The 26,974-nt window shown below is 68.2% G+C and carries 24 protein-coding genes and 1 riboswitch; of the genes, 19 read left to right on the plus strand and 5 right to left on the minus strand.

The features are described 5' to 3' along the window. Positions 1-34: 34 nt before the first annotated feature. Genes WS54_RS01820 through WS54_RS01835 form a run of 4 tightly spaced genes read left to right on the plus strand, consistent with a single transcriptional unit; the run spans position 35 to position 6,430 of the window. The gene (locus WS54_RS01820; RefSeq protein WP_059784820.1) at positions 35-1,327 is read left to right on the plus strand and encodes a TolC family protein; all 1,293 of its coding nucleotides are present in this window, start codon (positions 35-37) and stop codon (positions 1,325-1,327) included. 11 nt (positions 1,328-1,338) lie between these two features. Then, positions 1,339-2,862 carry an efflux RND transporter periplasmic adaptor subunit gene (locus WS54_RS01825; RefSeq protein WP_059785151.1) on the plus strand — a complete coding sequence of 508 codons (1,524 nt, stop codon included), beginning with the start codon at positions 1,339-1,341 and terminating at the stop codon, positions 2,860-2,862. After that, complete coding sequence (locus WS54_RS01830; protein WP_059784818.1) at positions 2,859-6,065, plus strand: efflux RND transporter permease subunit; 3,207 nt, start codon at positions 2,859-2,861, stop codon at positions 6,063-6,065. Before WS54_RS01825 ends, WS54_RS01830 begins: the two co-directional genes overlap by 4 nt. After that, on the plus strand, positions 6,062-6,430 hold the full coding sequence (locus WS54_RS01835; protein ID WP_058902683.1) for a copper-binding protein: 369 nt from the start codon (positions 6,062-6,064) through the stop codon (positions 6,428-6,430). The genes WS54_RS01830 and WS54_RS01835 overlap by 4 nt, the downstream gene beginning before the upstream one ends. 95 nt (positions 6,431-6,525) lie before the next feature. Here the strand turns inward: WS54_RS01835 and WS54_RS01840 are convergent, their stop codons facing one another. Further along, entirely contained in the window at positions 6,526-7,536 is a 1,011-nt protein-coding gene (locus tag WS54_RS01840; protein WP_059722292.1) for a sodium:calcium antiporter, read from the minus strand. Positions 7,537-7,597: 61 nt separating this feature from the next. Continuing rightward, positions 7,598-7,773: riboswitch (yybP-ykoY riboswitch) on the minus strand. Between the two features lie 118 nt (positions 7,774-7,891). Between WS54_RS01840 and WS54_RS01845 the strand changes: the two genes are divergently transcribed. The 4 genes from WS54_RS01845 (at position 7,892) to WS54_RS01860 (ending at position 10,674) form a co-directional block, all read left to right on the plus strand. Further along, positions 7,892-8,167 carry a metal/formaldehyde-sensitive transcriptional repressor gene (locus WS54_RS01845; protein ID WP_006479857.1) on the plus strand — a complete coding sequence of 92 codons (276 nt, stop codon included), beginning with the start codon at positions 7,892-7,894 and terminating at the stop codon, positions 8,165-8,167. 12 nt (positions 8,168-8,179) lie between these two features. Then, on the plus strand, positions 8,180-9,187 hold the full coding sequence (gene dmeF / locus WS54_RS01850) for a CDF family Co(II)/Ni(II) efflux transporter DmeF (protein WP_059784814.1): 1,008 nt from the start codon (positions 8,180-8,182) through the stop codon (positions 9,185-9,187). Between the two features lie 2 nt (positions 9,188-9,189). Further along, positions 9,190-9,375 carry a DUF1289 domain-containing protein gene (locus tag WS54_RS01855; protein WP_006484585.1) on the plus strand — a complete coding sequence of 62 codons (186 nt, stop codon included), beginning with the start codon at positions 9,190-9,192 and terminating at the stop codon, positions 9,373-9,375. A 90-nt stretch (positions 9,376-9,465) separates the two neighbouring features. After that, the gene (locus WS54_RS01860; RefSeq protein WP_059784808.1) at positions 9,466-10,674 is read left to right on the plus strand and encodes an MFS transporter; all 1,209 of its coding nucleotides are present in this window, start codon (positions 9,466-9,468) and stop codon (positions 10,672-10,674) included. 24 nt (positions 10,675-10,698) lie between these two features. Here WS54_RS01860 and WS54_RS01865 read toward each other — a convergent pair whose 3' ends face one another. Continuing rightward, a complete protein-coding gene (locus WS54_RS01865; protein WP_059784805.1) occupies positions 10,699-12,108 on the minus strand; it encodes a heavy metal sensor histidine kinase in 1,410 nt (469 codons plus the stop codon). After that, the gene (locus WS54_RS01870) at positions 12,105-12,776 is read right to left on the minus strand and encodes a heavy metal response regulator transcription factor (protein WP_059784800.1); all 672 of its coding nucleotides are present in this window, start codon (positions 12,774-12,776) and stop codon (positions 12,105-12,107) included. The genes WS54_RS01865 and WS54_RS01870 overlap by 4 nt, the downstream gene beginning before the upstream one ends. 232 nt (positions 12,777-13,008) lie before the next feature. Here WS54_RS01870 and WS54_RS01875 point away from each other — a divergent pair, with 232 nt between their 5' ends. The 10 genes from WS54_RS01875 (at position 13,009) to WS54_RS01925 (ending at position 23,280) form a co-directional block, all read left to right on the plus strand. Then, positions 13,009-13,365 carry a hypothetical protein gene (locus tag WS54_RS01875; protein ID WP_034205579.1) on the plus strand — a complete coding sequence of 119 codons (357 nt, stop codon included), beginning with the start codon at positions 13,009-13,011 and terminating at the stop codon, positions 13,363-13,365. 88 nt (positions 13,366-13,453) lie between these two features. Then, positions 13,454-13,735 (plus strand): hypothetical protein, encoded by a 282-nt coding sequence (locus tag WS54_RS01880; protein ID WP_058903570.1) that lies wholly within the window; start codon positions 13,454-13,456, stop codon positions 13,733-13,735. Beyond that, positions 13,732-15,231, plus strand: coding sequence for a TolC family protein (locus WS54_RS01885; protein WP_059784797.1), 1,500 nt, complete (start codon positions 13,732-13,734; stop codon positions 15,229-15,231). The genes WS54_RS01880 and WS54_RS01885 overlap by 4 nt, the downstream gene beginning before the upstream one ends. A gap of 1 nt (position 15,232) precedes the next feature. Further along, positions 15,233-16,528: a multicopper oxidase family protein gene (locus WS54_RS01890; protein WP_059784793.1), complete on the plus strand. Its 1,296-nt coding sequence runs from the start codon at positions 15,233-15,235 to the stop codon at positions 16,526-16,528. Between the two features lie 66 nt (positions 16,529-16,594). After that, positions 16,595-16,942 carry a copper-binding protein gene (locus WS54_RS01895; protein WP_059784789.1) on the plus strand — a complete coding sequence of 116 codons (348 nt, stop codon included), beginning with the start codon at positions 16,595-16,597 and terminating at the stop codon, positions 16,940-16,942. A gap of 14 nt (positions 16,943-16,956) precedes the next feature. Continuing rightward, positions 16,957-17,337, plus strand: coding sequence for a copper homeostasis periplasmic binding protein CopC (gene copC / locus WS54_RS01900; protein WP_059785148.1), 381 nt, complete (start codon positions 16,957-16,959; stop codon positions 17,335-17,337). Next, positions 17,334-18,275 carry a CopD family protein gene (locus WS54_RS01905; RefSeq protein ID WP_059784785.1) on the plus strand — a complete coding sequence of 314 codons (942 nt, stop codon included), beginning with the start codon at positions 17,334-17,336 and terminating at the stop codon, positions 18,273-18,275. Before copC ends, WS54_RS01905 begins: the two co-directional genes overlap by 4 nt. Positions 18,276-18,444: 169 nt before the next feature. Then, positions 18,445-20,259 (plus strand): ExeM/NucH family extracellular endonuclease, encoded by a 1,815-nt coding sequence (locus WS54_RS01910; protein ID WP_059784782.1) that lies wholly within the window; start codon positions 18,445-18,447, stop codon positions 20,257-20,259. A 698-nt stretch (positions 20,260-20,957) separates the two neighbouring features. After that, positions 20,958-22,805: a S10 family serine carboxypeptidase-like protein gene (locus WS54_RS01920; protein ID WP_034205573.1), complete on the plus strand. Its 1,848-nt coding sequence runs from the start codon at positions 20,958-20,960 to the stop codon at positions 22,803-22,805. Positions 22,806-22,848: 43 nt separating this feature from the next. Then, positions 22,849-23,280, plus strand: a complete 432-nt coding sequence (locus tag WS54_RS01925) for a hypothetical protein (RefSeq protein WP_059784779.1) — start codon at positions 22,849-22,851, stop codon at positions 23,278-23,280. Between the two features lie 71 nt (positions 23,281-23,351). Here the strand turns inward: WS54_RS01925 and WS54_RS01930 are convergent, their stop codons facing one another. Further along, positions 23,352-24,431, minus strand: coding sequence for an alcohol dehydrogenase catalytic domain-containing protein (locus tag WS54_RS01930; RefSeq protein ID WP_059784778.1), 1,080 nt, complete (start codon positions 24,429-24,431; stop codon positions 23,352-23,354). Positions 24,432-24,540: 109 nt separating this feature from the next. On the opposite strand from WS54_RS01930, the gene WS54_RS01935 reads away from it, so the two are divergent. Further along, positions 24,541-25,332, plus strand: coding sequence for a helix-turn-helix transcriptional regulator (locus tag WS54_RS01935; protein ID WP_059784774.1), 792 nt, complete (start codon positions 24,541-24,543; stop codon positions 25,330-25,332). 92 nt (positions 25,333-25,424) lie between these two features. Here WS54_RS01935 and WS54_RS01940 read toward each other — a convergent pair whose 3' ends face one another. Next, positions 25,425-26,903 (minus strand): aminotransferase class V-fold PLP-dependent enzyme, encoded by a 1,479-nt coding sequence (locus WS54_RS01940; RefSeq protein ID WP_059784772.1) that lies wholly within the window; start codon positions 26,901-26,903, stop codon positions 25,425-25,427. Positions 26,904-26,974: the final 71 nt, after the last annotated feature.

Raw genomic sequence — 26,974 nt, forward strand, 5'->3', positions numbered from 1 at the left:
GGAATCCCTTTGGGTTCCGATTTGGGGTTACACCATGTCATTCACTTTCCGCACGCTGGCCATGCCGCGTGCATGTCGGCGCACGCCCGTGCCATGGGCCGCGCTGCTGGTGGCGGGCGCCGTTCACGCGCAACAGGCGCCGCTGACGCTGGATGCGGCGCTGCAGTCCGCCACCGATCGTTCCGCGTCGATGCGGGCCGCACAGGCTTCCGTGCTCGCGCGTTCCGAAGCGGCCGTCAAGGCCGGCCAGTTGCCGGACCCGATGCTCAAGGCCGGTATCGACAACTTGCCGATCAACGGCGGGCAGCGCTTCACCGTCGGCCAGGACTTCATGACGATGCGCCGTATCGGCATCGAGCAGGAATGGGTGTCCGGCGACAAGCGGCGGCTGCGCACCGCGCTGGCCGACGAGCAGGTCGGCCGCGAGCGCGCGGGCTATCTCCTGCAACTGGCGGCCGTGCGCCGGCAGACCGCGACGGCGTGGCTGGATGCCGTTTATGCGAAGCAGGCGCTCGCGCTTCAGCAGGCGCTGCTCGGTCACATGAACCATGAAGTCGACGCGACGCAGGCGTCGTATCGCGGCGCGAAGGCGAGCGCGGGCGACGTCGTGCAGGCCCGCGCGATGCTCGCACAGACGCAGGACCAGGTGCTCAAGGCGCAGCAGGCGTATCGCACCGCGCTCGTCGCGCTGGCCCGCTGGACGGCGGCGCCCGTGACGGACGTGGCGGGTACGCCGCCCGCGCCCGAATCGTTCGTCTCGTCGTTGCCGCCGGACGAGCTGCGCCTGTCGCAGCCGGCGCTCGTCGCCGCCGCGGACGTTATCGCGGTGGCCGAAGCCGACGTCGCGGTCGCGAACAGCGAGCGCAGCCCCAACTGGACGTGGGAAATCGCGTACCAGCAGCGCGGCGGAGCGTATTCGAACATGGTGTCGGTCGGCGTCTCGATCCCGCTGCCGCTCAATCGCAAGAATCGCCAGAGCCGCGACGTCGCCGAAAAGGCGGCGCTCGCGACGAAGGCGCGCCTGATGTACGAGGACACGTTGCGCGAGGTTGAGGCCGACATCCGCACGCAATCCGACACGTTGGCGAGCGGCCGCGAACGTATCGCGCAGCTGGGTGCCGCGCTGTTGCCGGCCGCCGAGCAGCGCGTGCAGCTCGCGACGGCCGCGTACCGGGCCGGCACGGGGCCGCTCGCCGACACGTTCGCCGCGCGGCGTGCACAACTCGACGCGCAGTTGCAGGTGCTCGATCTCAGGCGCGAGGTCTCGCAGACCTGGGCGCAGCTCGAATATCAGGTCGTGCCGTCGGCGATGGCCGCCGCGCAGTGAAGGAGACGCTCATGACAACGCAATCACTGATGCGTGCGGCGCTGATCGCGTCCGCCGGCGCGGCGCTCGCCGGCGCCGGCTATTTCGCGGGCGTTCGCCATGCGACGGGCGGCGCGGCGACGGTCGCCATGCCCGCCGCCGCGCCGTCGGGCGTGCCGGCTCAGCAGGCCTCACGCAAGGTGCTGTACTGGCACGACCCGATGGTGCCGAACCAGCACTTCGACAAACCGGGCAAATCGCCGTTCATGGACATGCAGTTGCAGCCGGTCTATGCGGACGAAGGCGGTGCCGCCGCAGGCGTCCGGATCGATCCGGGCCTGCAGCAGAACCTCGGCATCCGCTATGCGACCGTGCGTCGGCGGCAGACGGCGGCCGGCTTCGACGCGGTAGGCACCACGCAGTTCGACGAAGCGCGCGCGGTGGTCGTGCAGTCGCGCGTGACGGGCTACATCGATCGCCTGTATGCGCGTGCGCCGATGCAGCGCATCGCGAAGGGCGCGCGGGTCGCATCGCTGTTCGTGCCCGACTGGCTCGCGCCGCAGGAGGAGTATCTCGCGCTGAAGCGCGGCGGGATGGACGGCAGCGTGCTCGATGCAGCGCGCGCACGGATGCGTGCGCTGTCGATCCCGGACGGGATGATCGCGGCCCTCGACCGCACCGGCCGCGCGCAGACGCACGTCGTGCTGAGCGCGCCGGAAACCGGCGTCGTCAGCGAGCTGAACGTGCGCGACGGCGCGATGGTCGCGCCCGGTCAGACACTCGTGAAGATCGCCGGGCTGTCGACGCTGTGGCTGATCGTCGAGGTGCCGGAAGCGCTCGCCTTGAACGTGCAGCCGGGCATGTCGGTCGACGCGACGTTCGCCGGCGATCCGGCCCGGCATTTCGGCGGCCGCATCCGCGAAGTGCTGCCCGGCATCAGCACGGGCAGCCGTACGTTGCAGGCGCGCGTGGAGATCGACAACGCGTCGCAGAAGCTCACGCCCGGCATGCTGATGCGCGTGCGGGTCGCCGAGAACGAGACGGTGTCGCGCCTGCTGGTGCCGTCCGAGGCGGTGATCGCGACCGGCCGGCGCACGATCGTCATCGTGAAGCTCGGCGACGGCCGGCTCCAGCCGGTGTCGGTGACGGTCGGCAACGACGTCGGCGGCGACACGGAAGTGCTCGGCGGGCTGAACGAAGGCGATACGGTTGTCGCATCGGGGCAGTTCCTGATCGATTCGGAAGCCAGCCTGAAAAGCGTGCTGCCGCGGCTGGAGCGGGCGGCAGGCGCAAGCTCGGCCGCATCGTCCGCGACGGCAAGCGCGCCGGTGTACGAAACCACCGGCAAGGTGGAGAAGGTCACCGCCGACGACATCACGTTCTCGCATCAGCCGGTGCCGGCGCTCGGCTGGGGCGCGATGACGATGGCGTTCGGCAAGCCGTCGGTGCGCGCGTTTCCGGACGTGAAGCCGGGGCAGACCGTGCGTTTCGCGTTCACGCAGACCGACGACGGCTACCGGCTGACGAAGGTCGAGCCGCAGGGAGGTGAGCGATGATCGCGCGCATCATTCACTGGTCCGTCCATCACCGGTTTCTGGTGCTGCTGGCCACCGTGCTGCTCGCGGCATGGGGCGTGCATTCGCTGCGGCAGACACCGCTCGACGCATTGCCCGACCTGTCGGACACGCAGGTGATCGTGAAGGCGTCGTATCCGGGCAAGGCGCCGCAGGTTGTCGAGGATCAGGTGACCTATCCGCTGACGACGACGCTGCTCGGCGTGCCCGGCGCGAAAACCGTGCGTGCGTACTCGTCGTTCGGCGACGCGTTCGTCTACGTGCTGTTCGACGACCGCACCGATCCGTACTGGGCGCGCTCGCGCGTGCTCGAATACCTGAGCCAGGTGCAGAGCCGCCTGCCGGCGGGCGCGACCGTGTCGCTTGGGCCCGATGCGACCGGTGTCGGCTGGGTATACGAGTACGCGCTCGTCGATCGCACCGGCCGTCACGATCTCGGCCAGTTGCGCGCGCTCAACGACTGGTTCCTGAAGTTCGAACTGAAGGCCGTGCCGGACGTCTCCGAAGTCGCGAGTATCGGCGGCATGGTGCGCCAGTACCAGGTCGTGCTGGACCCGGACAAGCTGCGTGCATACGGCATCACGCAGGCTGCGGTCGCGGAGGCGCTCGGCAAGGCCAACCAGGCCTCCGGCGGCTCGGTCGTCGAGCTGGCCGAGTCGGAGTACATGGTGCGGTCGTCCGGCTACCTGCGCACGCTCGACGATTTCCGTCACGTCGTGCTGCGCACCGACGACACCGGCACGCCGGTCTTGCTCGGCGACGTCGCACGCATCCAGGTCGGCCCGGCGATGCGGCGCGGTATCGCGGAACTGAACGGGGAGGGCGAAGTGACGGGCGGCGTCGTCGTGATGCGCTCGGGCAAGAACGCGTTGACGACGATCGACGCGGTGAAGGCGAAGCTCGCCGACCTCAAGCGTTCGCTGCCTGCCGGCGTCGAGATCGTCACGACCTACGACCGATCGCAACTGATCGCGCGCGCGGTCGACAACCTGACGGACAAGCTGATCGAGGAATTCGTCATCGTCGGTGTCGTCTGCGCGGTATTCCTGTTCCATCTGCGCAGCGCGCTGGTCGCGATCCTGTCGCTGCCGCTCGGCGTATTGGTCGCGTTCATCGTGATGCGCTACCAGGGCGTGAATGCGAACCTGATGTCGCTCGGGGGGATCGCGATCGCGATCGGCGCGATGATCGACGCGGCGATCGTAATGATCGAGAACGCGCACAAGCATCTGGAAGCGTACGACCACGCGCATCCGGGCGAGCCGATCACCGCCGCGCGTCGCTGGGAGCTCGTCGCGGCATCGGCGGCGGAAGTCGGGCCCGCGCTGTTCTTCTCGCTGCTGATCATCACGCTGTCGTTCGTTCCGGTGTTTTCGCTGGAAGGGCAGGAGGGCAAGCTGTTCGCGCCGCTGGCGTTCACGAAGACCTATACGATCGCGGCCGCCGCCGGGTTGTCGGTGACGCTGGTGCCGGTGCTGATGGGCTATCTGGTGCGCGGCCGCATTCCGCACGAGCACGCGAACCCGATCAATCGCGTGCTGATCCGCCTGTACCGGCCGCTGCTCGAAGCGACGTTGCGGCGCCCGTGGGCCGCGATCGGCGTGGCAGTCGTCGCGCTCGTGCTGACGGCCGTGCCGTTGTCGCGGCTCGGTGGCGAATTCATGCCGCCGCTCGACGAAGGCGACTTGCTGTACATGCCGACCGCGCTGCCGGGCATCTCGGCGGACAAGGCGAGCGAACTGCTGCAGCAGACCGACCGGCTGATCAAGACCGTGCCCGAGGTCGACACGGTGTTCGGCAAGTCGGGTCGCGCCGATACCGCGACCGACCCCGCGCCGCTCGAGATGTTCGAGACGACGATCCGCTTCAAGCCGCGCAGTACATGGCGGCCGGGCATGACGCCGGAGAAGCTCGTCGACGAACTCGACCGGACGGTGAGGGTGCCGGGCCTGTCGAACGTATGGGTGCCGCCGATCCGCAACCGGCTCGACATGCTGTCCACCGGGATCAAGACGCCGGTCGGCGTGAAGATTTCCGGGCCGGACCTGACGGGAATCGACGCGATCGCGACGCAGGTCGAGGCCGCCGTGAAGCGCGTGCCGGGCGTGACGTCCGCGCTCGCGGAGCGGCTGAACGGCGGCCGCTACGTCGACGTCGACATCGATCGGCTCGCCGCCGCGCGTTACGGGCTGTCGGTGGCGGATATCCAGTCGGTCGTGTCGTCGGCGATCGGCGGCGAGGACGTCGGCGAAGTGATCGCCGGGCGCGAGCGTTTCCCGATCAACATCCGCTATCCACGCGAGATCCGCGATTCGCTCGACAACTTGCGGCAACTGCCGGTCGTCACCGCGCGCGGCGCGCAGATTCGCCTCGGCGACGTCGCGCGTGTCGCGATCGCCGACGGGCCGCCGATGATCCGCAGCGAGAACGCACGGCTGTCCGGCTACGTGTACGTCGATCTCCGCGGTGTCGACCTCAGCACGGCGGTTCGTGCGATGCAGCAGGCCGTCGCGCGGCAGGTCGCGTTGCCGCCCGGCTATTCGATCGCGTGGTCGGGACAGTTCGAGTATCTCGAACGCGCGGCGGCGACGTTGCGTACCGTCGTGCCCGTCACGCTCGTCGTGATCTTCGTGCTGCTGTTCGTCACGTTCGATTCGGCGGCCGACGCGTTGCTGCTGATGTCGACGGTGCCGTTCGCGCTGGTCGGCGGATTCTGGCTCGTATGGGCGCTCGGCCATGCGGTGTCCGTCGCGACGTCGGTCGGGTTCATCGCACTGGCGGGCGTGGCGGCCGAATTCGGCGTGGTGATGCTGCTGTACCTGAAGGGCGCGCTGCAGCGCCGGCTCGATGCCGGCGAACCGCTGACCGATGCGTTGCTGCTCGACGCGATTCGCGAAGGCGCGGTGCTGCGCGTGCGGCCGAAGGCGATGACGGTCGCCGTCGTGCTCGCCGGCCTCGTGCCGATCATGATCGGCCACGGCGCCGGTTCCGAAGTCATGCAGCGCATCGCCGCGCCGATGGTCGGCGGCATGGTCACGGCGCCGCTGCTGTCGATGTTCGTCATTCCCGCCGCGTGGCTTCTGCTGCAGCGCCGTCGTGCGCGAAGCGCGGGCCGAGCGCGGCATTCCGAGGCAGTTCCTTCCGGCACGAACGTGCCATCCCTTCCCACCGGAGAATCACGATGAAGATGAATCAATTGATCGCTGCTGCAACCGCTGTCGTCGCGCTGAGTGCTTTCGCGGTACCGGCGCTTGCCGCCGGCGAGATGTCGAACATGGACATGTCCGGCATGAAGATGTCGTCGGACGGCGCGGCGGAATCGAACGCCGCGCTGACCGACGCCGAAGTGAAGAAGGTCGATGCCGCGAGCGGCAAGATCACGTTGAAGCACGGCGCGCTGCAGAACGTCGGGATGCCGCCGATGACGATGGCGTTCAAGGCGAAGGATGCGGCGATGCTCGCGCAAGCGCATGCGGGCGACCAGGTCAAGGTGCGGATCGAGAAGGTCGACGGCACGTTGACGATCGTCAAACTCGTCAAGGGTTCCTGATCGGCGGGATGCGGGCGTCGCAGCCGCCGCCCGCATCCGGCGCCGTGAAGCGCGCCGCGCCGACGTGTTGGTCGGCCGGCGCGCCCGACCGGCGTTTAGCGCGCCAGCGTCACCGCCAGATACCCCACATAACCCGCGCCGTTCGCGAGCAACGCCCAGATCGCGAGCCCGCGCGTGCGCGCATTGATGCGCAGCCAGGCCGCTGCCGCGAGCGTGATGATCACGCCGGTCAGCACTTCGGGGCGCGGCTCCCACGGCGTCAGCATGATGCCGATCGCCGGCAGCAGCGTGCCCTGGAACACCATCGCGCCGGTGATGTTGCCGAACGCGAGCGTGTCCTTCCGGCGGCGGATCCACAGCACGCTGTTGACCTTCTCCGGCAGTTCCGTCGCGATCGGCACGATGATCAGCGACAGCAGCAGCGCCGACACGCCGAGCACGTGCGACACGCCTTCCACGCCGTGAATGAAGCCCTTCGCCCCGCCCACCAGCAGCGCGACGCCGATCAGCAGTTGCAGCACGATCGTCGCCAGGTTGGTCGGCAGGCCGATGCGCGACAGGAACATCGCGTGCGGCGCCTCGGTGCCGTGCCCGGCATCGACGAGCCCGGTCGATGCACGGAACGTCATCACGACGTACATCACGTAGAGCCCGACCAGCATCGCGGCGAGCAGCGCGCGTACGGCCCAGTTGTGATGCGGAACGAACATCGCGACGGTCGCCAGCGAGAACGCGGCGAGGAACGTGTTCATGTCGCGCACGAAGCCGGTGCGTTCCGGCGTGATCGTGCCGCGCAGCCCGCGCGTGCGGATCACGGCGAGCGTCATCAGGAACGTGGTGAGCGTCGCGAGCATCAGCGGCGCGCCGAGAATCGCGCCGACGCCGATCTCCTCGTTCACGGCCTGGTTCGACGTGCCGCCGGCCAGCGCGAGCAGCGGCACCATCGTTTCGGGCAGCGCGGTGCCGACGGCCGCGAACAGCGAGCCGGTCACGCCTTCGGAAATCTTCAGGCGTTCGCCGAGATGTTCGAGCGCATTGGTGAAGACTTCGGCCGCGACGAGGATCACGACCAGCATGAACGCCAGTTCGACAAACATGAAGGTCATGCGGCACCTCCGCAGGCAGCGGTGGCGTGGGCAAGGCGAGCAGGGAGGAACATGGGGACTCCGTGGTCGGACGCTGACGAACCATGACACATCCGCCGACGTCCGACCAGGAACGACGCGATGTGCCGATGGTCTCGCCAAGCCGATCGGGCCGAACGCGCCACGGCCGCAGGCCGAGTGTGTTGACGCGTTCGCTTTCCGGGGGCGGAAAGCAGGCTACTCCCCAAAGACGGAGAGCAGTCTAGCCGAGCGGTTTTCTTTCGACAAGCCTTCGTCTCGAAAAAAATATACCCCTCCACCCTATAGGGGCAGCCTTCCGGAGATATACTCCCCTACCCTATACAGGAGCCCAGCGATGAGTCATACCGTCCGCGAGAAACAGAAGCTGCTGAACCGCGTGCGCCGTATCAAGGGACAGGTGGAAGCGATCGAGCGGGCGCTGGAAGAAGAGCGCGGCTGCAACGACGTGCTGCAACTGATCACGAGCTGCCGCGGCGCGATGAACGGCCTGCTGGCCGTCGTGCTGGAAGACCACATCCGGTCGCATCTCGTCGATGCGGACACGCCCGATGCGCACGAGGGCAGCGCGACCGAGCAGCTGATCGAGGTCGTGCACAGCTATTTCAAGTAACCGGATGCAAACATGAACGAATTCGACGGCGCGGCGGCGGGCGGCGCGCACAGCCACGCATTTCTGGGCGCCGCACACGCGCGCAACGAGCGGAAGACGTGGATGGTCATCGGCCTGTGTACGGCGATGATGATCGCCGAGATCGTCGGCGGCACGCTGTTCGGCTCGCTCGCGCTGGTCGCCGACGGGCTGCACATGTCGACGCATGCGGGCGCGATGCTGATCGCCGCGCTGGCCTATACCTATGCGCGCCGGCATGCCGACGATCCGCGTTTCGTGTTCGGCACCGGCAAGCTCGGCGACCTGGCCGGCTTCACGAGCGCGATCGTGCTGGCGATGATCGCGTTGCTGATCGGCTACGAGGCGATCGCGCGGCTGCTGGCGCCAGTGCCGATTCGCTTCGACGAAGCGATTCCGATCGCCGTGCTGGGGCTCGCCGTGAACCTCGCCAGCGTGTGGCTGCTGAGCGGCGATCACCATCACGGGCATCGTCATGGTCACGATCATCCGCATCACCACGACGACGACCACGACCACGACGACGCGCACCACGCGCATCATGGTCACGCATCGCACTCGGCCGCGCATCGCGACCACAACATCCGGTCGGCCTACGTTCACGTGATCGCCGACGCGGCCGTGTCGGTACTGGCGATCGTCGGCCTGCTGCTCGCGCGCGCGTTCGGATGGGTCTGGATGGACCCGCTCGCGGGCATCGTCGGCGCGCTGGTGATCGCCAACTGGGCGTACGGGCTGATACGCGATACGGGCGGTGTGCTGCTCGACGTCAACGTCGATCGCAAGCTGACGGACAACGTCCGCCGCGCGATCGAGGCGTTCGGCGACCAGGTCAACGATCTCCACGTGTGGCGCGTGGGCCCCGGGCACATGAGCGCGATCGTGTCGGTCGAATCGGCCGACACCGCGCGCGATGCACGTTTCTACCATGCGCTGGTCGCGGGCTTCGACGGCGTGTCGCACGTGACCGTCGAAGTGCTGACGCCCGCGAAGGCGGCCTGATCGTGGCCGTGAAATCGCCGTGTATCGAGCTGTGCGCGTTCGACGGCCGCACGGGCTTTTGCGTCGGCTGCCTGCGCACCCGCGACGAGGCGCGCGACTGGAAGAAACTGACCGACCATCGCCGGCACCAGATCCTCAACGACCGCACGCGCCGGCAGGCGAAACTTCGGCGCGATACGGCGGAATAGCGGGCGCGCACGCACGGCGTGCGGTCGTGTCACGGGACTGCAGTAGCATCACAGGCATTCGACGTCTGGATTCCTGAACCGGAGCGACCCATGCAGACCGACTCATCGACCGGCATTCTTCGGCAGATTCCACGCAGCGTGTGGGTGCTCGGCTGTGTCAGCCTGCTGATGGACGTGTCGTCCGAAATCATCCACAGCCTGTTGCCGATGTTCCTGATGGCGGGGCTCGGCGCGAGCGCGACGACGATCGGCCTGATCGAGGGGATCGCCGAGGCGACGTCGCCGGTCGTCAAGGTGTTCTCCGGCACGCTGAGCGACTATCTGCGCAATCGCAAATGGCTCGCGGTGGCCGGCTACGCGCTCGGCGCGCTCAGCAAGCCGCTGTTCGCGATCGCGCCGACGATCGGCGTCGTGGTGACCGCACGCATCGTCGATCGCGTCGGCAAGGGGATTCGTGGCGCGCCGCGCGATGCGCTCGTCGCCGACGTCACGCCCGTTCACCTGCGCGGCGCCGCGTACGGGTTGCGCCAGTCGCTCGACACGGTCGGCGCGTTCCTCGGGCCGCTGCTGGCCGTCGTCATCATGCTGGTGTGGCGCGACGATTTCCGCCTCGCGTTCTGGCTGGCCGTGATCCCGGGCGTGCTCGCCGTGGCGCTGCTCGCGTTCGGCATCGACGAACCGGCGCGTGCGCCGGGCGAGCCGCGCGTCAATCCGATCCGCCGCGAGGTCGTCGCGCAACTCGGCGCCCGCTACTGGTGGGTCGTGGCCGTCGGCGGCGTGTTCGCGCTCGCGCGTTTCAGCGAGGCGTTCCTGGTGCTGCGCGCGATGGGCAGCGGCGTGCCCGTCGCGCTCGTGCCGCTCGTGATGGTCGCGATGAACGTCGTGTACGCGTTGTCCGCTTACCCGTTCGGCAAGCTCGCCGATACGACGAGCCACACGACACTGATGGTGGTCGGGCTCGTCATGCTGATCGCCGCCGATATCGTGTTGGCGCACGGCGCGCACTGGCCGGCCGTGCTCGTCGGCGTCGCGCTGTGGGGGCTCCATATGGGCATGACGCAAGGGCTGCTCGCGACGATGGTCGCGCATGCCGCGCCGGCCGAATTGAGAGGGACGGCGTTCGGCGTGTTCAACCTGGTCAGCGGCATCGTGACGCTCGTATCGAGCGTCGTCGCGGGCTTCCTGTGGGACCGGGCCGGTGCTGCTGCCACGTTCTACGCGGGGGCGGTGTTCAGCGCGGCGACCATCGCGCTGCTCGTGTGCGTTCGCACGTCGTTCGGCACGGTGCAGGATCGCTAGCCGCACGACGCGGCGGCGCACGCGCTAACGATCAGTGCCGCGCGGAAAGTAAAGCGCGAACGTCGTGCGCCCGTCGCGGCTCGCGACCTCCACCTTGCCGCGATGCAGCTCCATGATCGACTTCACGATCGCGAGCCCGAGCCCCGCGTTGCGCGCCGCGCCGTGCCGCGACGAATCGATCCGGTAGAACCGCTCGAAGATCCGCTCGACCTGTTCGGGCGGAATCGCGGCGCCGCGGTTCGTGACTTCGACGACCGCGTAGCCGCGTTGTACGGACACGGCCAGCTCGATCGTCGACGCGGCGTGCGCGTGTTCGAGCGCATTCGACGCGAGGTTGCTGACCGCACGCCGGAACAGCGTCGCGTCGGCGACGACCGGCGCTTCGCCATGCACGTCGATGCGCACGCCGGCCTCGTCGGCCAACGCCTGGAAATACGACGCGAGCCGGCGCAGTTCGCTGCCCGCGTCCAGTTCGGCGGTCTTCAGGTGCTGCCGTGCATTGTCGGTGCGCGCGAGAAACAGCATGTTCTCGATCATCCGCTGCAGCCGTTCGCATTCCTCGATGTTCGACTCGATCAGCGCTTCGTATTCGTCGACGGTGCGGGCGCGCGACAGCGTGATCTGCGACGAGCTGATCACGTTCGCGAGCGGCGTGCGCATGTCGTGCGCGAGATCGGACGAGAACTGCGACAGCCGCACGAACGCGCGTTCGAGGCGGTCGAGCATCCGGTTCACCGACGTGGCGAACTCGCGCAATTCGACCGGGCCGCCGCGCGCGTCGAGGCGTGCGTTCAGGTTGTGCGCCTCGATGCGCGATGTCTGCCGGCCGAGGCTTTCGACCGGGCGCAGGCCGCGCGACGCGACCGCGTAGCCGAGCGCGCCGACCAGCAGCGCGCCGACGGCCGCCGCGAGCCAGATGTCGACACGATAGCTTTCGAGCAGCGACTGCCGATCGGCCGCGGTGCGCGCGAGCGCGACCTCGATCGCTTCGCCGGACGGCAGCGTTTCGCGCGCGTACACGCAGCGCGACGTGCCGATGCCGGGCGGCGCGCACGTGAACGGCTCAGCGGCGCTGCCAGCCGGATGCGGCGCCGAGATCACCGATGCGAGCGTGTTGCCGGCTTCGTCGGAATGCTCGACGAGCGGTTGGTGTCGCGCATCGTAGATGCCGAGATAGACGCCCGGATGTGACAGCAGCACGTCATGGAACACGGCCGGGTCGGCGCGCAGCGCGGCCGTCGAGCCGCTGGCGCGTGCCAGTTGCAGGAACTGGTTGAGCTTGGCGGAGATCTCGATGTCGTCGCGCCGCGTCAGTTCGGCGGACAGCGAACGATAGAGATACGCGCCGGTCAGCGCGAACACGAGCGCCGCGACGGCGGCGAACGCGAGCGTCAGGCGCCGCAGCAGCGAATACGACGCGGGGCGCGCGGTCACGAACGATCCTCGAGCACGTAGCCCATGCCGCGGATCGTGTGGATCAGCTTCTTCTCGTAAGCGTTGTCGATCTTCGCGCGCAGGCGCTTGATCGCCGCATCGACGACGTTCGTGTCGCTGTCGAAATTCATGTCCCAGATCTGCGACGTGATGAAGGTGCGCGTCAGCACCTCGCCTTCGCGTTCCGCGAGCAGCTGCAGCAGCGCGAATTCCTGTGCGGTCAGGTCGATGCGGGCGTCGGCGCGCCGCACGCGGCGCTTGAGCAGGTCGATTTCCAGATCGGCGACGTGCAGGACGTCGCGCACGTTGCGCGGTGCGCGCCGCAGCAGTGAGCGGATACGGGCGAGGAATTCGGCATACGCGAACGGCTTGAGCAGGTAATCGTCGGCGCCGAGTTCGAGCCCGGCGACCTTGTCCTCGATCGCGTCGCGGGCCGTGAGCAGCAGCACGGGCGTCTGCTTCTGCGCGCGCAGCCGCCTGAGCACCTCGAAGCCGTCGAGCTCCGGCAGCATCACGTCGAGCACGACGAGGTCGAAATCCTCGTGCAATGCGAGGAACAGCCCGTCCTTGCCGTTTTCCGCGACGTCGACCGTGTAGCTCGCCTCCGTCAGGCCCTTCCGCAGGTAGGACGCCATCTTGGCTTCGTCTTCGACTATCAGTATCCGCATGGTGAGGCAGGCTGTCCGTGATTCCAGCCGGTCAGTGTAACGCCGAGCGTACGGTGTCGCGCGTGCGCGCAGGATGACCGGCGGATGACGGAATTGTCATGAAAAGCCGGTCATGTTTCGGCCATGCCGTCGTCACCGCGTCGGCGATAAGCTGCGGTCGTCTTGTCCCCGGCGCGCGCCGTCACGGCGCCGCGACGGCCCGAACGATCGCTGTCTGCCCGATTTCGTCTCCATGTCGTACTGGCGCACCTTTCTCGTCGTCGTATTGCTCGCGCTGAGCCTGCCGATCCAGTCGTTCGCGGTCGTTTCGATGCCGTGCTCGGGAGCTGCCGTGCGGCATGCGGACAACGCGTCGCACGCGATGCCGGCCGCGCAGGACGGTCATCGCGATCACGGCGACCATGCACGAGGTGCGTCGTCGTGTGCCGCGTGCGTGTCCTGCTGCTTCGGCACGGACATGTCGGGGGCGCTCGCGGTGCCTGCCGCGGCGAGCGTCGGCGTCACGATCGTCGCGCCACCGCCTTCGGCCGGAGGCGTGTCGTTCCTGACCGGCGGCATCGACCGGCCGCCGCGCCGGATGCCCGCCTAGTCCCTGCCCGTGGCCGACCGGCCGCGATCCGCCCTCTACTCCGGCGGCCGCCTCGGGCGCGCCGGACGACTTACGACGAGACATGTTCATGCGATTGATCATTGCGGCGCTAATGGGCGCGGCGGCCCTCGTGCCGTCGCTCGCGCCCGCGCAAACCCCGTTGCCCGATCCGGCGGACGCCGCCGCGTCGGTGCCGGACGTCACCGTGACGTCCGCGTTCGACGGCTACCGGCCGTATCGGGACGATGCAGGCCCGGGCTGGAAGCAACTGAACCGGGACGTGACGGAGCGGCCCGCGAAAGGGCGTACGACCGGCGGCGCGGCCGGCAACGGCGCGGCCCATTCGATGCACGGAGGGGCCGCGCGATGACGACGTTCGCGATATCGCCGAGGATCGGCGCGGCCGTGGTCGCGCTGGCGTTCCTCGCGGGCTGCACGACGTTTTCGAAGGACGGGTTCGACGCCGTGTCGTCCGCCGCATCGGCGCGCATCGGCAAGGACGCAGTGGTGGTCAGGACCGACGCCGACCGCGAAGCCGTCGACCGGCGGACGAAGGAACTGCTCGGCAAGCCGCTGTCGATGGACGACGCGGTGCAGGTCGCGCTGCTGAACAACCGCGGGCTGCAGGCGTCGTATGCGGAGCTGGGGCTGTCGGAGGCCGACCTCGTGCAGGCCGGCCGGCTGCCGAACCCGCGCTTCGCATTCAGCCGCACGCGTGCCGGCGACGGCGAGCTGACGCTCGGCCGCACGTTCTCGGCGAACGTGTTCGCGCTGCTGACGATGCCGCTTGCAACGAAGATCGAGCGCCGCCGTTTCGAGCAGACCAGGCTGGAAACGGCCGATGCGATGCTGAAGGTCGCGGCCGATGCGCGCCGGGCCTACGTGGAAGCGGTCGCCGCCGAGCAGGCCGCGAACTATGCGCAGCAGGTGCGCGACGCCGCGAGCGCGGCCGCCGAGCTGGCGCTGCGCATGCGGCAGGCCGGCAACTTCAGCCGGCTCGACTACGCGCGCGAACAGGCGTTTCATGCCGACGCGGTCGCGCAGCACGCGAAGGCGCGCCAGCAGGCCGTCGCCGCACGCGAGAAGCTCACGCGTGCGATGGGGCTGTGGGGCGAACGCACGCGATACGCGCTACCCGAACGCCTGCCGGATTTGCCGAAGGCGCGCCCGGATCTGCCCGATCTCGAACGCTTCGCGATGCGCAACCGCCTCGACATCCAGGCGGCGAAGCTGCGGACGCAGGGCGTCGCGTCGTCGCTCGGCCTGAGCAAGGCCACGCGTTTCGTCAACGCGGTCGAGCTCGGTTACGTGAACGACTACGAGACCGGCAAGGGCCACGAGCACGGCTACGAGATCAGCGTCGAGATTCCGCTGTTCGACTGGGGCGGCGCGAAGGTCGCGCGCGCCGAGGCCGTCTACATGCAATCGGCGAACCGGCTCGCGAAAACGGCCATCGATGCCCGCTCCGAAGTACGCGAATCGTACGCGGCGTACGTGACGAGCTACGACGTCGCGACGCACTATCGCGACGAAGTCGTGCCGCTGCGCAAGACGATTTCCGACGAACTGCTGCTGCGCTACAACGGGATGCTCGCGAGCGTGTTCGAGCTGCTGACCGATGCGCGCGAACAGGTCGGCGCGGTCAACGGCTACATCGACGCGCTGAAGGACTACTGGCTCGCCGAAACCGATCTGCAGATGGCCGTCGGCGGCCGGTTGCCGTCGTCGGGCGCCGCGCCGCGCGCACCGCATGACGCCGAATCGGCACCCGCATCCACATTCGACGCCGACGCTGCGCGGCAGCCGGCTTCCACCCCCGCGGCGCCATCGGCGCCCGCCACGCAACCGCATCCGGAAGGTCATTGACATGGTGTCCCGTCGACAATTTCTCAGCGGCTCGGGCGCCGCGCTGCTTGGCGCGGCGATGGTCAGCCGGGCCGGCGCCGCGTCGCTGCCCGACGCGCCGACGATGGCGAAAACCGGCACGCAGCCGCCGCTCGTGCCGCCCAACGGCCGCCCGTACACGCCCGTCGCGACGCTGAACGGCTGGTCGCTGCCGTGGCGGATGAAGAACGGCTGGAAGGAATTCCACCTGACGGCCGAGCCCGTCGTGCGCGAGATGGCGCCCGGCATGAACGCGAACCTGTGGGGTTACAACGGCCAGTCGCCCGGCCCGACGATCGAGGCCGTCGAAGGCGACAAGGTCCGCATCTTCGTGACCAACCGGCTGCCCGAGCACACGACGATCCACTGGCACGGGCTGCGGCTGCCGAACGGGATGGACGGCGTCGGCGGCCTCACGCAGCCGCATATCCCGCCCGGCAAGACCTTCGTCTACGAGTTCAGGCTCGAAGCGCACGGCACGTTCATGTATCACCCGCACGCCGACGAGATGGTGCAGATGGCGATGGGGATGATGGGCATGTTCGTCGTGCATCCGAAGGACCGCGGCACGATGCCGGTCGATCGCGATTTCGTGTTCCTGCTCGCCGCGTACGACATCGATCCCGGCAGCTACACGCCGCGCGTGAACGAGATGACCGACTTCAACATGTGGACCTTCAACTCGCGCGTGTTCCCGGGCATCGATCCGCTGCCGGTGCGCGCCGGCGACCGCGTGCGGATTCGTTTCGGCAACCTGACGATGACGAATCACCCGATCCACCTGCACGGCTACAGCTTCGAGGTCGCGGGCACCGACGGCGGCTGGATTCCGCCGGCCGCGCGCTGGCCGGAAGTGACGGCCGATGTCGCGGTGGGCCAGATGCGCGCGATCGAGTTCACCGCCGATCGCCCGGGCGACTGGGCGTTCCATTGCCACAAGTCGCACCACACGATGAATGCGATGGGCCATCAGGTGCCGAACCTGATCGGCGTACCGCAGAAGGATCTCGCGAAGCGGATCGGCAAGCTCGTGCCCGACTACATGGCGATGGGCAGCACGGGCGGCGCGATGGGCGGCATGGAGATGCCGCTGCCCGACAACACGCTGCCGATGATGACCGGCACGGGCCCGTTCGGGCCGCTGGAAATGGGTGGCATGTTCACGGTGCTCAAGGTGCGGCAAGGGCTCGGCCGCAACGACTATCGCGATCCGGGCTGGTTCCGGCATCCGAAGGGCACCGTCGCATACGAATACACCGGCGAAATGCCGGACGGTTGAAGCAGCACGCGGCGGCCGCGCCGATGCGGCCGCCGGTTTCCATTCACTCACACGGGAGTCGACACGATGAAGAAGGGACTGGTTTTGATGGCGACGGGGTGCGCGCTGGCGTTCTCCGCTGCGTCGTACGCCGCCGGCGACATGGCCGGCATGGACATGAGCGATGGCGCGAAGCAGGGCGCCGCGGCGGCGTCGCGCATGTCGCACGGCGAGATCCGCAAGGTCGACCCGGCGGCCGGCAAGCTGACGATCAAGCACGGCCCGCTGGAGAACCTCGGGATGGACGCGATGACGATGGTATTCAAGGTGAAGGACCCGGCGATGCTGTCGCAGGTCAAGGCGGGCGATACGGTCGACTTCGTCGCCGAGGACGTGGACGGCGTGCTGACCGTCGTCGAACTGAAGAAGCCGTGACGCGGAGCGCGAACATGACCAGCACGATTTCCGGACGGCTCGCCGCGTTCGCCGCGGCTGGCGCCCTCTTCGCGATGACACCGGTCGAGGCCTCGGCCCACGGCAAGCTCGAAGGCGCCGCACCCGCAGCCGGCAGCACGGTCGACGCGTCGCCCGACACGGTGCGGCTGACGTTCAACGAAGACCTCGAACCGGCGTTCAGCTCGGTGAAGGTGTCGGATGCGAGCGGCAACGCCGTCACGCAGGACAAGGCGAAGGTCGACGCGTCGAATCCGCGCGTGATGGCCGTCGCGATACCGAAGCTCGCGGCCGGCGCGTACACGGTGCAGTGGACGGCGATGACGGCCGATGCGCATCGCACGAAGGGCACCTATACGTTCCGGGTGAAGGAATGAACGACGGCATCCTCGGCCTGTTGCGGCTCGTGGCGGTGGCGATCCAGAACGCCGGGTTCGCGGTGGTCGTCGGTGCGCTGCTCGGTCGCCACTGGCTCGCGCGCGGCGCGTCCGCATGGCAGCACGACGTCGGCCGGCGGCTCGTCGCGACGCTGCGCATCGCATCCGTCGTATCGCTGCTCGCGAGCGTCACCGCGTTCTGGGCGCACTGCGCGCTGATGAGCGAAGTGTCGCTGCTCGACGCGGGGCCGGCGGTGTGTTCGATGCTTGCGCGCACCGGGTTCGGTCATGCGTGGCTGGCCGGCACGGTGTTGATGCTCGTCGTCGTGCTGCTGTCGTTCGTCGGGCGCGCGAACGACACGCGGTTTCCGTTCGCGATGGCGGCCGCGCTTGCCGCTGTCGCGCTGGCGCGCAGCAACGGCGGCCATCCGGTGGACGCCGGGCTGTTCAGCGTGCCGGTGTGGGTCGACTGGCTGCATCTGCTGGCGATCAGCGCGTGGGTCGGGCTCGTGCTCGTGACGGCGTTCGGCCTGATGCCGCGGCTCGCCCGCATGCCGACGAGCGAGCGCATGACGGGTGCGGCGTTCGTGCAGTCGCTGTCCGATGCGTCGACCTGCGCGTTGATCGTGCTGTTCGCGACCGGCGCGTACAACGGCTGGCGCGGCGTCGAGACGCCCGCCAACCTGCTCGCGTCGACGTACGGGCAGATCCTGCTGCTGAAGCTCGCGCTCGTGCTGCTTGCCGCGATGCTCGGCGGGCACAACCGCTTCTTCGGGATGCCGAAGCTGCTGGACGCGTTGAAGGACCCGGCCGCCGCGATGCCGGCACACGCGTTGAAGCGGTTCTGCACCGTGCTGCGAGTCGAGGCGGTCGTGCTCGGCGGCGTGCTGATGGCGGCGGCCGTGCTCGTGTCGAGCGCGTTGCCGGGGACGGTCTAGCGGCGGGGCTTCGGCGCCGGAAGATGGGGTGCATGGTCGGGGCTTGACCGGACGACACAGGGCGATCGCGGCGTGATGACGACCATTACATCGGCCTGTCTCGCGATTACCAAAAACTGTCACCGAGCGCCGCTAAGCTTTCGCCACCCTCACAACCGGGATTCCCGCCATGCGCTCGACAATCCGCCTGTTTGCCCCGCTATTGCTGCTCCCGGCGCTCGCCGCGCCGGTGTGCGCCGCCACCGCCGCACCCGTCAGCCCCAATTGCGGCGGCAGCACGACGCCGATCGCCGATATCCAGGGGCCGGGCGCGCCGTCGCCGCTCGCCGGGCAGAACGCGTCGATCGAAGCCGTCGTCACCGCCGATTTCGGCGGTACGGACGGCTTCGGCGGCTTCTTCGTCCAGCAGGCCGACGCGCAGCGCCGCAACCAGCCGGGCGTGTCCGAAGGCCTGTTCGTCTATGCGCCGAAAGCGCGCGCGAAGGCCGGCGATCTCGTGCACGTGACGGGCAAGATCGAGGAGAAATACGGGCAGACGCAGCTCACGCTGTCGGGCCCGATCGCGGTGTGCGCGAACGGCCAGACGGTCACGCCCGCGACGCTCACGCTGCCGGTCGACAGCCCGAACGCGTTCGCCGCGTACGAAGGGATGCTCGTGCGCCTGCCGCAGACGCTGAGCGTCACCGACAACTACGAACTCGGCCGTTACGGCAGCGTGATGCTCAGCAACGGCCGCCTGCGCACGCCGACGAGCGTCGTGCCGCCCGCACAGGCGCAGGCGCAGATCGACGCGAACGCGCGCAACCGCCTGATCCTCGACGACGGCTCGAACAAGCAGAATCCCGCGACCGTGCCGTACCCGGCGCCGGGCCTGTCGGCCTCGAACACGCTGCGCGCGGGCTACACCGTGCGCGACGTCGAAGGCGTGCTCGAAGTGCGTTACGGCGCATGGCGCGTGCAGCCGCTGCCCGGTGCAGCAGTGCCGGCGTTCGAAGCACGTACGAACCCGCGCACGAACGCGCCGGCGCGCGATCCGAAATCGAACCTGCGCGTCGCGTCGTTCAACGTGCTGAACTACTTCAACGGCAACGGTCTCGGCGGCGGCTTCGACGATCCGAACAATCGCGGCGCGAAGACCTTCCAGGAATTCCAGCGCCAGGAAGCGAAGATCGTCAGCGCGCTGAAGGCGATCGACGCCGACGTGATCGGCCTGATGGAAATCCAGAACAACGGTTACGGCGAACTGAGCGCGGTGCGCCAGCTCGCGGCGAAGCTCGGCGACCACTGGCGCGTCGTCGATCCGGGTACGTCGCGGCTCGGCGGCGACGCGATCGCGGTCGCGATGATCTACGACAGCCGCAAGGTCGAGCCGGTCGGTCGCGCGGCGACGCTCGCGATCGACGACAAGAACCGTCAGCCGCTCGCGCAGTCGTTCCGGCTGGTCGGCGGCAACAAGCAGGCGCTGACGGTGGCCGTGAACCACCTGAAGTCGAAGAACTGCCCGGACGCCGCGAACGACGATCTCGACCAGGGCGATGGCCAGGGCTGCTGGAACCCGACGCGCACGCGCGCGGCGGCGAAAGTCGCCGACTGGCTGGCCGGCAACCCGACGGGCGTCAAGAGCCAGGGCGTGCTGCTGATCGGCGACTTCAACAGCTACACGTACGAAGACCCGATCCGCGCGCTCGAGTCGCGCGGTTACCGCAACCTCGTCGCGCGCTGGATCGGCGCGAACGCATACAGCTACGTGTACAACGGCGAAGCCGGCTATCTCGACCACGCGCTCGCGACGCTGCCGCTCGCGTCGCACGTGAAGGCCGTGCACGAATGGCACATCAACGCGGACGAGCCGCTCGCGCTGCAGTACACGCTCGCGTACAAGTCGGCCGAGCAGCAGAAGACGTTCTACGCACCGGATGCATATCGCTCGTCGGATCACGATCCGGTGCTGATCGATATCGCGCTGCCGGGCGGCGGGAAGTGACGATGGTTTGAGTGCCTGCGACAGGCGCGACGCGCGGCAATGCCGTCCGTCGCGGCCTGTCCGGGAAAGCCGCTCGAATGCCGGGTAAATAATGCCGCGCAGAATTAATCGAACCGGTATTTTATGGATGACGCAGTGCACATCGTTTCTGCAATTGAAGCGTGATTGAAGCGAATCGAATTATCGAATGACGTGCGCATGTCGCTGCACCGTCCCGATCGATACGGCGATAATAAAAATGAAAGAATGGTCCTGTCGATCCGAAGGCCTTGAACGCGCTGCGCCAATGCAGAAAAGGCTTCCGCGTTGTGCGGGAAAAGTAAAATATTCGGCGCGGCATTGCCGATGAAGCATGCCTTTCACGAATAATCCTGTTTTCTTTCAAATTCCAGACACTGTCCGCCCTTCGCATCATTGCGGGATTTTTAATATCCGAATGATCTTTGACAACGCGGCGCAGCACCGCCTATTTTTGTCATGTCGTAAATTTCAGTAATACAAAAGTGGTCCAAACTGCAGGGGGCGCGTCCTGGCATCATTCTCGCCGGCAGTTTGCTGTGTCTGTATCAAGTTCAGTCTCTTAGAAGTCCCATCCAACCGCCGATTGCCGACCGTGCAACGCGAGTGGCGGGTACGCCTGCGCGTTTCGCGGGCGTCGGCGGCCTTTGTGACGCGGTATCCGAAATCAAAGGGCAGAGATGAAACCAGACAGGAGCAGTACCGGCAGCCGCCGCGTTCGTCGCGGCCGGCTGGGCGGGCTAGGCGCATTGACCGCCATGACACTGGCGCTCGCGGCATGCGGCGGCGACGATTCGTCGTCCGTCGGCGCGTCGAGCCTCGCACAGGCCACCGCGAGCCAGCAGGCCAGCGCGCAGGCGGCCGGCACCCAGGCGCCGGCGGCCAACCAGCCGTACGTCGACCTGGTCGCGTATTCGATGAACGCGACCGACGGCCTCGCGCCGTCGCAGGTGGCCGAGAAAGCGGCCGTCATGCATTACCAGTGGAAGGGCGGCGGCAAGACGATCGACTACACGACGACCACCGGCCACCTGACCGCGCAGGACGCGAACGGCAATGCGGAAGCGTCGATGTCGTATGTCGCGTACACGGCGCCCAGCACGAACGGCAAGCCGCGCCCGGTCACGTTCGTCTATAACGGCGGGCCGGGCTCGTCGTCGATCTGGCTGCGGCTCGGCTCGTTCGCGCCGACCCGCGTGGCCACGCCCGATCCGCTGTTCGGCAACAACTGGCCGAACTATCCGCTCGTCGACAATGCGGAAAGCCTGATCGACACCACCGACCTCGTGTTCATCGACCCGCCCGGCACCGGGCTGTCGGAGGCCGTGTTGCCGAACACCAACCAGAAGTACTGGGGTTCCGACGCGGACGTGAACATCATGCGCGACTTCATCCAGCGCTACCTGAACGTCAACAGCCGCGGCACGTCGCCGATCTACCTGTACGGCGAATCGTACGGCACGCCGCGTACCGACATGCTCGCGCTCGCGCTCGAATCGGCCGGCGTGCACCTGACGGGCATCGTGCTGCAGTCGTCGATCCTGAACTACTTCGCGGATGCGGTGGAAGCGGTGGCGATCACGCAGTCGACCGAAGGGCTGCTGCTCGATACCGACACGGTGGCCGGCTATCTGCCCGGCTACGCGGCGGTCGCGGCGTACTTCAACCAGGTCTCGCCGGCGCCGGTGAACCAGGATCTGTACGCACTGCAGACGGAATTGTTCACGACGCTGATCTACAGCCAGTTGCAGAAGTACTCGCAGTCGTGGGTGTTGAGCCAGCTCGGCATTCCGGATGCGCTCGGCACGCCGGTGTTCCCGAGCGATGCGACGCTCAGGCTGTGGTCGATCCCGTCGAGCCTCACGCAGCAGGCGCTGCGCGGCTACTTCAACGCGAATCCGTTCGGCACGAGCCTGCTGCCGGGCACGACGATCGGCCGGTATGACGGGCGCGTGTCGTTGCCGAATTCCGATCCGCGGCTGCAGACCGACGGCGATCCGTCCGACATCCTGATCTCGCAGCCGTTCACGAACGCGCTCGCGACGCAGATGCCGGACTATCTCGGCTACACGGCCCCGAACGCGACGTACCTGCCGCTGAACGACAACATCATCGGCGTCTGGGACTTCTCGCACGACGGCCAGCCGATGCCCGACACGATCCCCGATCTGCTCGGTGCGCTGCAGCTCAACCCGAAGCTTCGCGTGCTCGCGGAGAACGGCTACCACGATCTCGCGACGCCGTTCTTCAACACGGAGAAGCAGCTCGCGCGGCTGCAGACGGTCAAGGGCCTGAATCCGAAGCTGCAGGTGAACTTCTTCCAGGGCGGCCACATGACTTACCTGGACGACGTCGCCCGTCCGCTGATGAAGCGGGACCTGCAGACGTTCTACAAGGGCGCGCGGATTCCGACGGCGCTGACGCTGCGCATGCTGCCGCCGCCGTGGCCGGACGAAAACCCGCCCAGCGTGCCGACCGGCAGCGTCCCGGGCGCGACGGCCGCGACGACGCTGGCGGCCGCCCCGTGAGCGACGGACGCGTTGTCGGCGGAACCCTCTATTCATCCATTGAATGCGAGCGATCATGTCCCTAATCCAATTGATGCGGCGTATGTCCCCGTTGATCGTGCTCGGTGCCGTGATGAGCAGTGCCTACGCGTTGCCGCCGCAGGCGGTGGCGCCGGTGAAGCTGCCGCAAGGCGGGCGCGGTGTCGACGGTCCGTTCTTTCCTGCCACGCGGGCGGCGCCGGTGTTGCCGTCGACCGGCGCGGCCTTGCAGCAGCAGGCGCAGCAGCGCGTCGACGCGAGGCTCGGCGGCAATACCGTGCTCAGCAACGGCGCAGCCGTGACGAAGGCGCAGGCGCAGAGCAGCGGGCTCGGCTTCGTGTCGAAGCACTTCGACGAGATCGATGCGAAGCACACCGGTCGCGTGACGATGAGCGACGTACGGCAGTTCATCCGGCAGCGGCAGGCGCAGGCGCAGCAGGAACAGCAGGACGAGTGACGTAGCAGGCAGGACGGCGGCCGGTGCGGCTTGTCGGGCGCACCGGCCGCCGAATCGTCGGCGGGCTCGGCTTAAGGCGCGATCACCGTCATCCTGAACGGCCCGCCGTGCTCCGCCGCATGCGTAACCGCGTCGTTCGCGTCGTCGAGCGCGAAGGCCGTCACGTCGAATTGTCCGAGGTCGAGCAGCCCGCCGCGAACGAGCCCGGTCATCAGCGTCACGGCTTGCGTCGGGTACATCCATTTGCCGCGCAGCGTGATGTCGTTGCGCATGATCCACGGATACGGCAGCTCGAGCCCGGCCCCGCCGAGCATGCCGACGCCGCCCATCAGCACCACGCGCCCGTACGGGCGAACCGCCATCACGGCCGCGCGCACCGTCGTCGCGGGCACCGACGGCGGCATCAGGTCGATCACGCAGTCGATCGGCCCCGGCGCCGCCTGCTGCATGCGGATGCGGTCTCCGGTTTCGTCGCCGGTCAGCTCGACCGTGCGCACGCGGTCGCCGAAGCGGCGTTCGAGATCCGCGAGCACGCGCACGTTGCGGCCGGGCGCGACCACGCAGCGCGCGCCCATTGCCAGCGCCACCGCGACGCAGGCGCTGCCGAAATGGCCGGTCGCGCCGCTGACGAGCACGATTTCGCCGGCGCGCAGGTCGGATGCCAGCAGCCCGCCGTAAGGCACGAGCAGGGTATTGAGCGCGCACCAGCGTGCGGCGTCGGCCGACGCGATCGCGCCGATGCGCACCGCGTTCTCGGTCGGCACGCGCAGCCGTTCGGCGAACGGACCGTCGTGAAAATAGCGCTGCAACTGCTTGCCGCCTTCACCGCGCGTGCTCCAGCCCTGCAGCACGATGTCGGGCATTCGCGCGTCGTCGCGCGAGCGGACGGTCGGGTCGCAGAACACCCAGTCGCCCGGCTGCAATTGCGTCGCGTCGGGGCCGGTTTGCCGGACCCGGCCGATCGCGCCGCAGCCGGGCACGATCGGCAGCTCAAGCGGATAGCGGCGCTCGCCGCTGAATACTTCCCGCGCATAGGGCAGAACCGGCGTCGCGACGACGTCCACGACGACTTCGCCGGTGCCGAGCACGGGGTCCGGCATCGTTTCGATCGCGAGCGGCCCGCCGAACGACTTCAGAATCGCAGCTTTCATGACGCTTCCTGACGGTGGGGATGCGTCGATTCTGGCAGGCTTAGAATCTGCAACAAGGCCCGGCGCGAGCCCAGGATGGGCCGATACCACCCTGCCCGGAGCGAACCCGATGACCGTCACCACGCGAACCCCGTTCGGCGATTTCCTGCGCTCGCGGCGCAAGAAGCTGCGCCCGGAAGCCGTCGGTCTGCACGGCGGCCCGCGCCGGCGCACGCCCGGCCTGCGGCGCGAGGAGGTCGCGGAACTCGCGGGCATCGGCGTCGACTGGTACGTCCGGCTCGAGCAGGGGCGCGACGTCAACCCGTCGGAGGCGACGCTCGACGCGCTGGCGCGTGCGTTGCGGCTCGACAAGGCCGAAGCCGTCCATCTGCGCACGCTCGCACGGCGCGACGGGCCGCGTGCGTTCGTGCCGGAACACGTGCCGCCGACCCTCGCGCGGCTCGTCGCGCACCTTCGGCAGCCTGCCTACGTGACCGGCCGGCGCTGGGACATCCTCGCGTGGAATGCCGCCGCGGCCGAGGTGCTCGGCTTCGACCGGCTGGCGCAAGCCGATCGCAATATCCTGGTCTACATGTTCGAGACGCCGCACGCGCGTGCGCTGTTCGCCGCGAGCTGGGCCGACGAGGCGCGGCGGATGATCGCGCTGTTTCGCACGAGCCACGATCTCTACGCGAGCGATCCGGCGTTCGTCGCGCTGGTCGCGCGATTGCGCGCCGGCAGCGCCGAGTTCGCGCAATGGTGGGATGCGCATGACGTGCGCAGCGGCGTGTCCGGCGAGAAAGTGCTCGTGCATGCGCAACGCGGCACGCAGCGCTACGAGTACGCGACGTTCCAGGCGAACGACGATCCCGCGCTGAAGCTGGCGATCTATACGCCGGTGAACGGCGATGAACGGGCCTGATGCGGTCGTGACCGGCGCCACCGGGCGGCCGCGCAGCGAAGCATCGGCTTCATGCGCGACCGCAGGCGGTCAGGCGTAAGGGTGGGGGAGGCTCACGCCGCCCGTCGAGCGGATAGCCGATTCCACAGCATGCCGGAGCGGCTGCCGCTGCGGCAATACGCGAGCACCGGCTTCGGCAGCGTGTCGACCAGTGCGCCGAACGCGTCGACTTCCGCGTCGCCGATGCGGTCGCGCTCGACCGGCAGGTAGCGCGCGTCCATCCCCAGTTCGCGCGCGGCCGCGGCGATCTCGTCGAACGACGGCTGATCCACACCTTCGCCATCCGGCCGGTTGCAGATCACCGCACGAAAGCCCGCATTGCGGATCGCCTTCAGGTCGGCCGGCGTGATCTGCCTCGACGCGGTGAAGCCGGTCGCCGCGGCCGCCCGGCATTGCTCGATCGCCCGCGCGAAACAGCCGATCGCGAAGTCGACGTCCTGCTCCGTCGTGAAGCGCCCGAAACTGATGCGCACGGTACGCCCGGCCGTTTCCGCGTCGAGGCCGATCGCGGTCAGCACGTGGGACGGTGCGCCGCTGGTCGAATTGCATGCGGAGGTGGACGACACGGCGAGCGCTTCGCCGAGCATGAACGGGAAGAAGCCCGGCGCATTGACCGTCAGGCTCAGCGTGTGCGGGATGCGGCGGGCGGCGGCCGCGTTCTGCGTGATGTCGCCGAGCGCGAACAGCGCGTCGGTGAGCCGCGCGCCGAGCGCAGCGATCCGCGCGGCTTCGCCGTCGAGTTTCTCGGCGGCGAGTTCGCATGCGACACCCATGCCGACGATCTGATGCGTCGCGAGTGTGCCCGAACGCAGCCCGCGCTCGTGGCCGCCGCCGTGAATCTGCGGCGCGATCCGGCTCGCGATCTCGCGGCGGACGAACAGCGCGCCGATCCCCTTGGGGCCGTACACCTTGTGGGCGGACATCGACATCATGTCGATGCCGAGCGCGCGCACGTCGATCGGCGTCTTGCCGAGCGCCTGCGCGGCGTCGACGTGGAGCAGCGCGCCGGCCGCGTGCACGATGCGGGCGATCGCGCCGATGTCGGTCAGCGTGCCGATCTCGTTGTTCACGAGCATCAGCGACACGAGGCCGGTGTCGGGGCCGAGCGCGGCCGCCACCGCGTCGGCGGTGATTTCGCCGTGGGCGTCGGGCGTCAGGAAAGTGACCTGCATGCCGCGCTTCGACAGGTTCGCCATCGTGTCGAGCACGGCCTTGTGCTCGAGGCGGCTCGTGATCAGGTGGCGCTTGCCGGTCGCGTTTTCCGCATAGCCCTTCAGCGCGAGGTTGTTCGATTCGGTGGCGCCCGACGTCCAGACGATCTCGTCGGCGTCCGCGCCGATCAGCGCGGCGACCTGCGCACGGGCGTGTTCGACCTTGTCCTTCGCTTGCCGGCCGGCGGCGTGCGAACTGGATGCGGGGTTGCCGAAGATGCCGTCGAAGCCGAGGCAGGCCGTCATCGCGTCGATCACGGCAGGGTCGGCGGGGGTCGTGGCTGCGTAGTCGAGGTAGTGCAGCGGGGTGGGGGCGCTCATGTCCGTCTCTTGCTCATTGCGTAGTGACGGAAATGATACGGGGGACAGAAGGGAAAAAGGATCCAAAGTTG

Origin of the sequence: Burkholderia sp. NRF60-BP8 (assembly GCF_001522585.2) — a bacterium.
Classification (GTDB): Bacteria; Pseudomonadota; Gammaproteobacteria; order Burkholderiales; family Burkholderiaceae; genus Burkholderia.

What these genes read in the sequence shown, in the direction of transcription:
- WS54_RS01870 (WP_059784800.1), bottom strand. Translation starts at nt 12,776, where the DNA reads ATGCGGATACTGATAGTCGAAGACGAAGCCAAGATGGCGTCCTACCTG.
- WS54_RS01910 (WP_059784782.1), top strand. Translation starts at nt 18,445, where the DNA reads ATGCGCTCGACAATCCGCCTGTTTGCCCCGCTATTGCTGCTCCCGGCG.
- WS54_RS01820 (WP_059784820.1), top strand. Translation starts at nt 35, where the DNA reads ATGTCATTCACTTTCCGCACGCTGGCCATGCCGCGTGCATGTCGGCGC.
- WS54_RS01940 (WP_059784772.1), bottom strand. Translation starts at nt 26,903, where the DNA reads ATGAGCGCCCCCACCCCGCTGCACTACCTCGACTACGCAGCCACGACC.
- WS54_RS01885 (WP_059784797.1), top strand. Translation starts at nt 13,732, where the DNA reads ATGACGACGTTCGCGATATCGCCGAGGATCGGCGCGGCCGTGGTCGCG.
- WS54_RS01860 (WP_059784808.1), top strand. Translation starts at nt 9,466, where the DNA reads ATGCAGACCGACTCATCGACCGGCATTCTTCGGCAGATTCCACGCAGC.
- WS54_RS01845 (WP_006479857.1), top strand. Translation starts at nt 7,892, where the DNA reads ATGAGTCATACCGTCCGCGAGAAACAGAAGCTGCTGAACCGCGTGCGC.
- WS54_RS01880 (WP_058903570.1), top strand. Translation starts at nt 13,454, where the DNA reads ATGCGATTGATCATTGCGGCGCTAATGGGCGCGGCGGCCCTCGTGCCG.
- WS54_RS01895 (WP_059784789.1), top strand. Translation starts at nt 16,595, where the DNA reads ATGAAGAAGGGACTGGTTTTGATGGCGACGGGGTGCGCGCTGGCGTTC.
- dmeF (WP_059784814.1), top strand. Translation starts at nt 8,180, where the DNA reads ATGAACGAATTCGACGGCGCGGCGGCGGGCGGCGCGCACAGCCACGCA.
- WS54_RS01835 (WP_058902683.1), top strand. Translation starts at nt 6,062, where the DNA reads ATGAAGATGAATCAATTGATCGCTGCTGCAACCGCTGTCGTCGCGCTG.
- WS54_RS01890 (WP_059784793.1), top strand. Translation starts at nt 15,233, where the DNA reads ATGGTGTCCCGTCGACAATTTCTCAGCGGCTCGGGCGCCGCGCTGCTT.
- WS54_RS01935 (WP_059784774.1), top strand. Translation starts at nt 24,541, where the DNA reads ATGACCGTCACCACGCGAACCCCGTTCGGCGATTTCCTGCGCTCGCGG.
- WS54_RS01920 (WP_034205573.1), top strand. Translation starts at nt 20,958, where the DNA reads ATGAAACCAGACAGGAGCAGTACCGGCAGCCGCCGCGTTCGTCGCGGC.
- WS54_RS01925 (WP_059784779.1), top strand. Translation starts at nt 22,849, where the DNA reads ATGCGAGCGATCATGTCCCTAATCCAATTGATGCGGCGTATGTCCCCG.
- copC (WP_059785148.1), top strand. Translation starts at nt 16,957, where the DNA reads ATGACCAGCACGATTTCCGGACGGCTCGCCGCGTTCGCCGCGGCTGGC.
- WS54_RS01930 (WP_059784778.1), bottom strand. Translation starts at nt 24,431, where the DNA reads ATGAAAGCTGCGATTCTGAAGTCGTTCGGCGGGCCGCTCGCGATCGAA.
- WS54_RS01840 (WP_059722292.1), bottom strand. Translation starts at nt 7,536, where the DNA reads ATGACCTTCATGTTTGTCGAACTGGCGTTCATGCTGGTCGTGATCCTC.
- WS54_RS01825 (WP_059785151.1), top strand. Translation starts at nt 1,339, where the DNA reads ATGACAACGCAATCACTGATGCGTGCGGCGCTGATCGCGTCCGCCGGC.
- WS54_RS01830 (WP_059784818.1), top strand. Translation starts at nt 2,859, where the DNA reads ATGATCGCGCGCATCATTCACTGGTCCGTCCATCACCGGTTTCTGGTG.
- WS54_RS01875 (WP_034205579.1), top strand. Translation starts at nt 13,009, where the DNA reads ATGTCGTACTGGCGCACCTTTCTCGTCGTCGTATTGCTCGCGCTGAGC.
- WS54_RS01905 (WP_059784785.1), top strand. Translation starts at nt 17,334, where the DNA reads ATGAACGACGGCATCCTCGGCCTGTTGCGGCTCGTGGCGGTGGCGATC.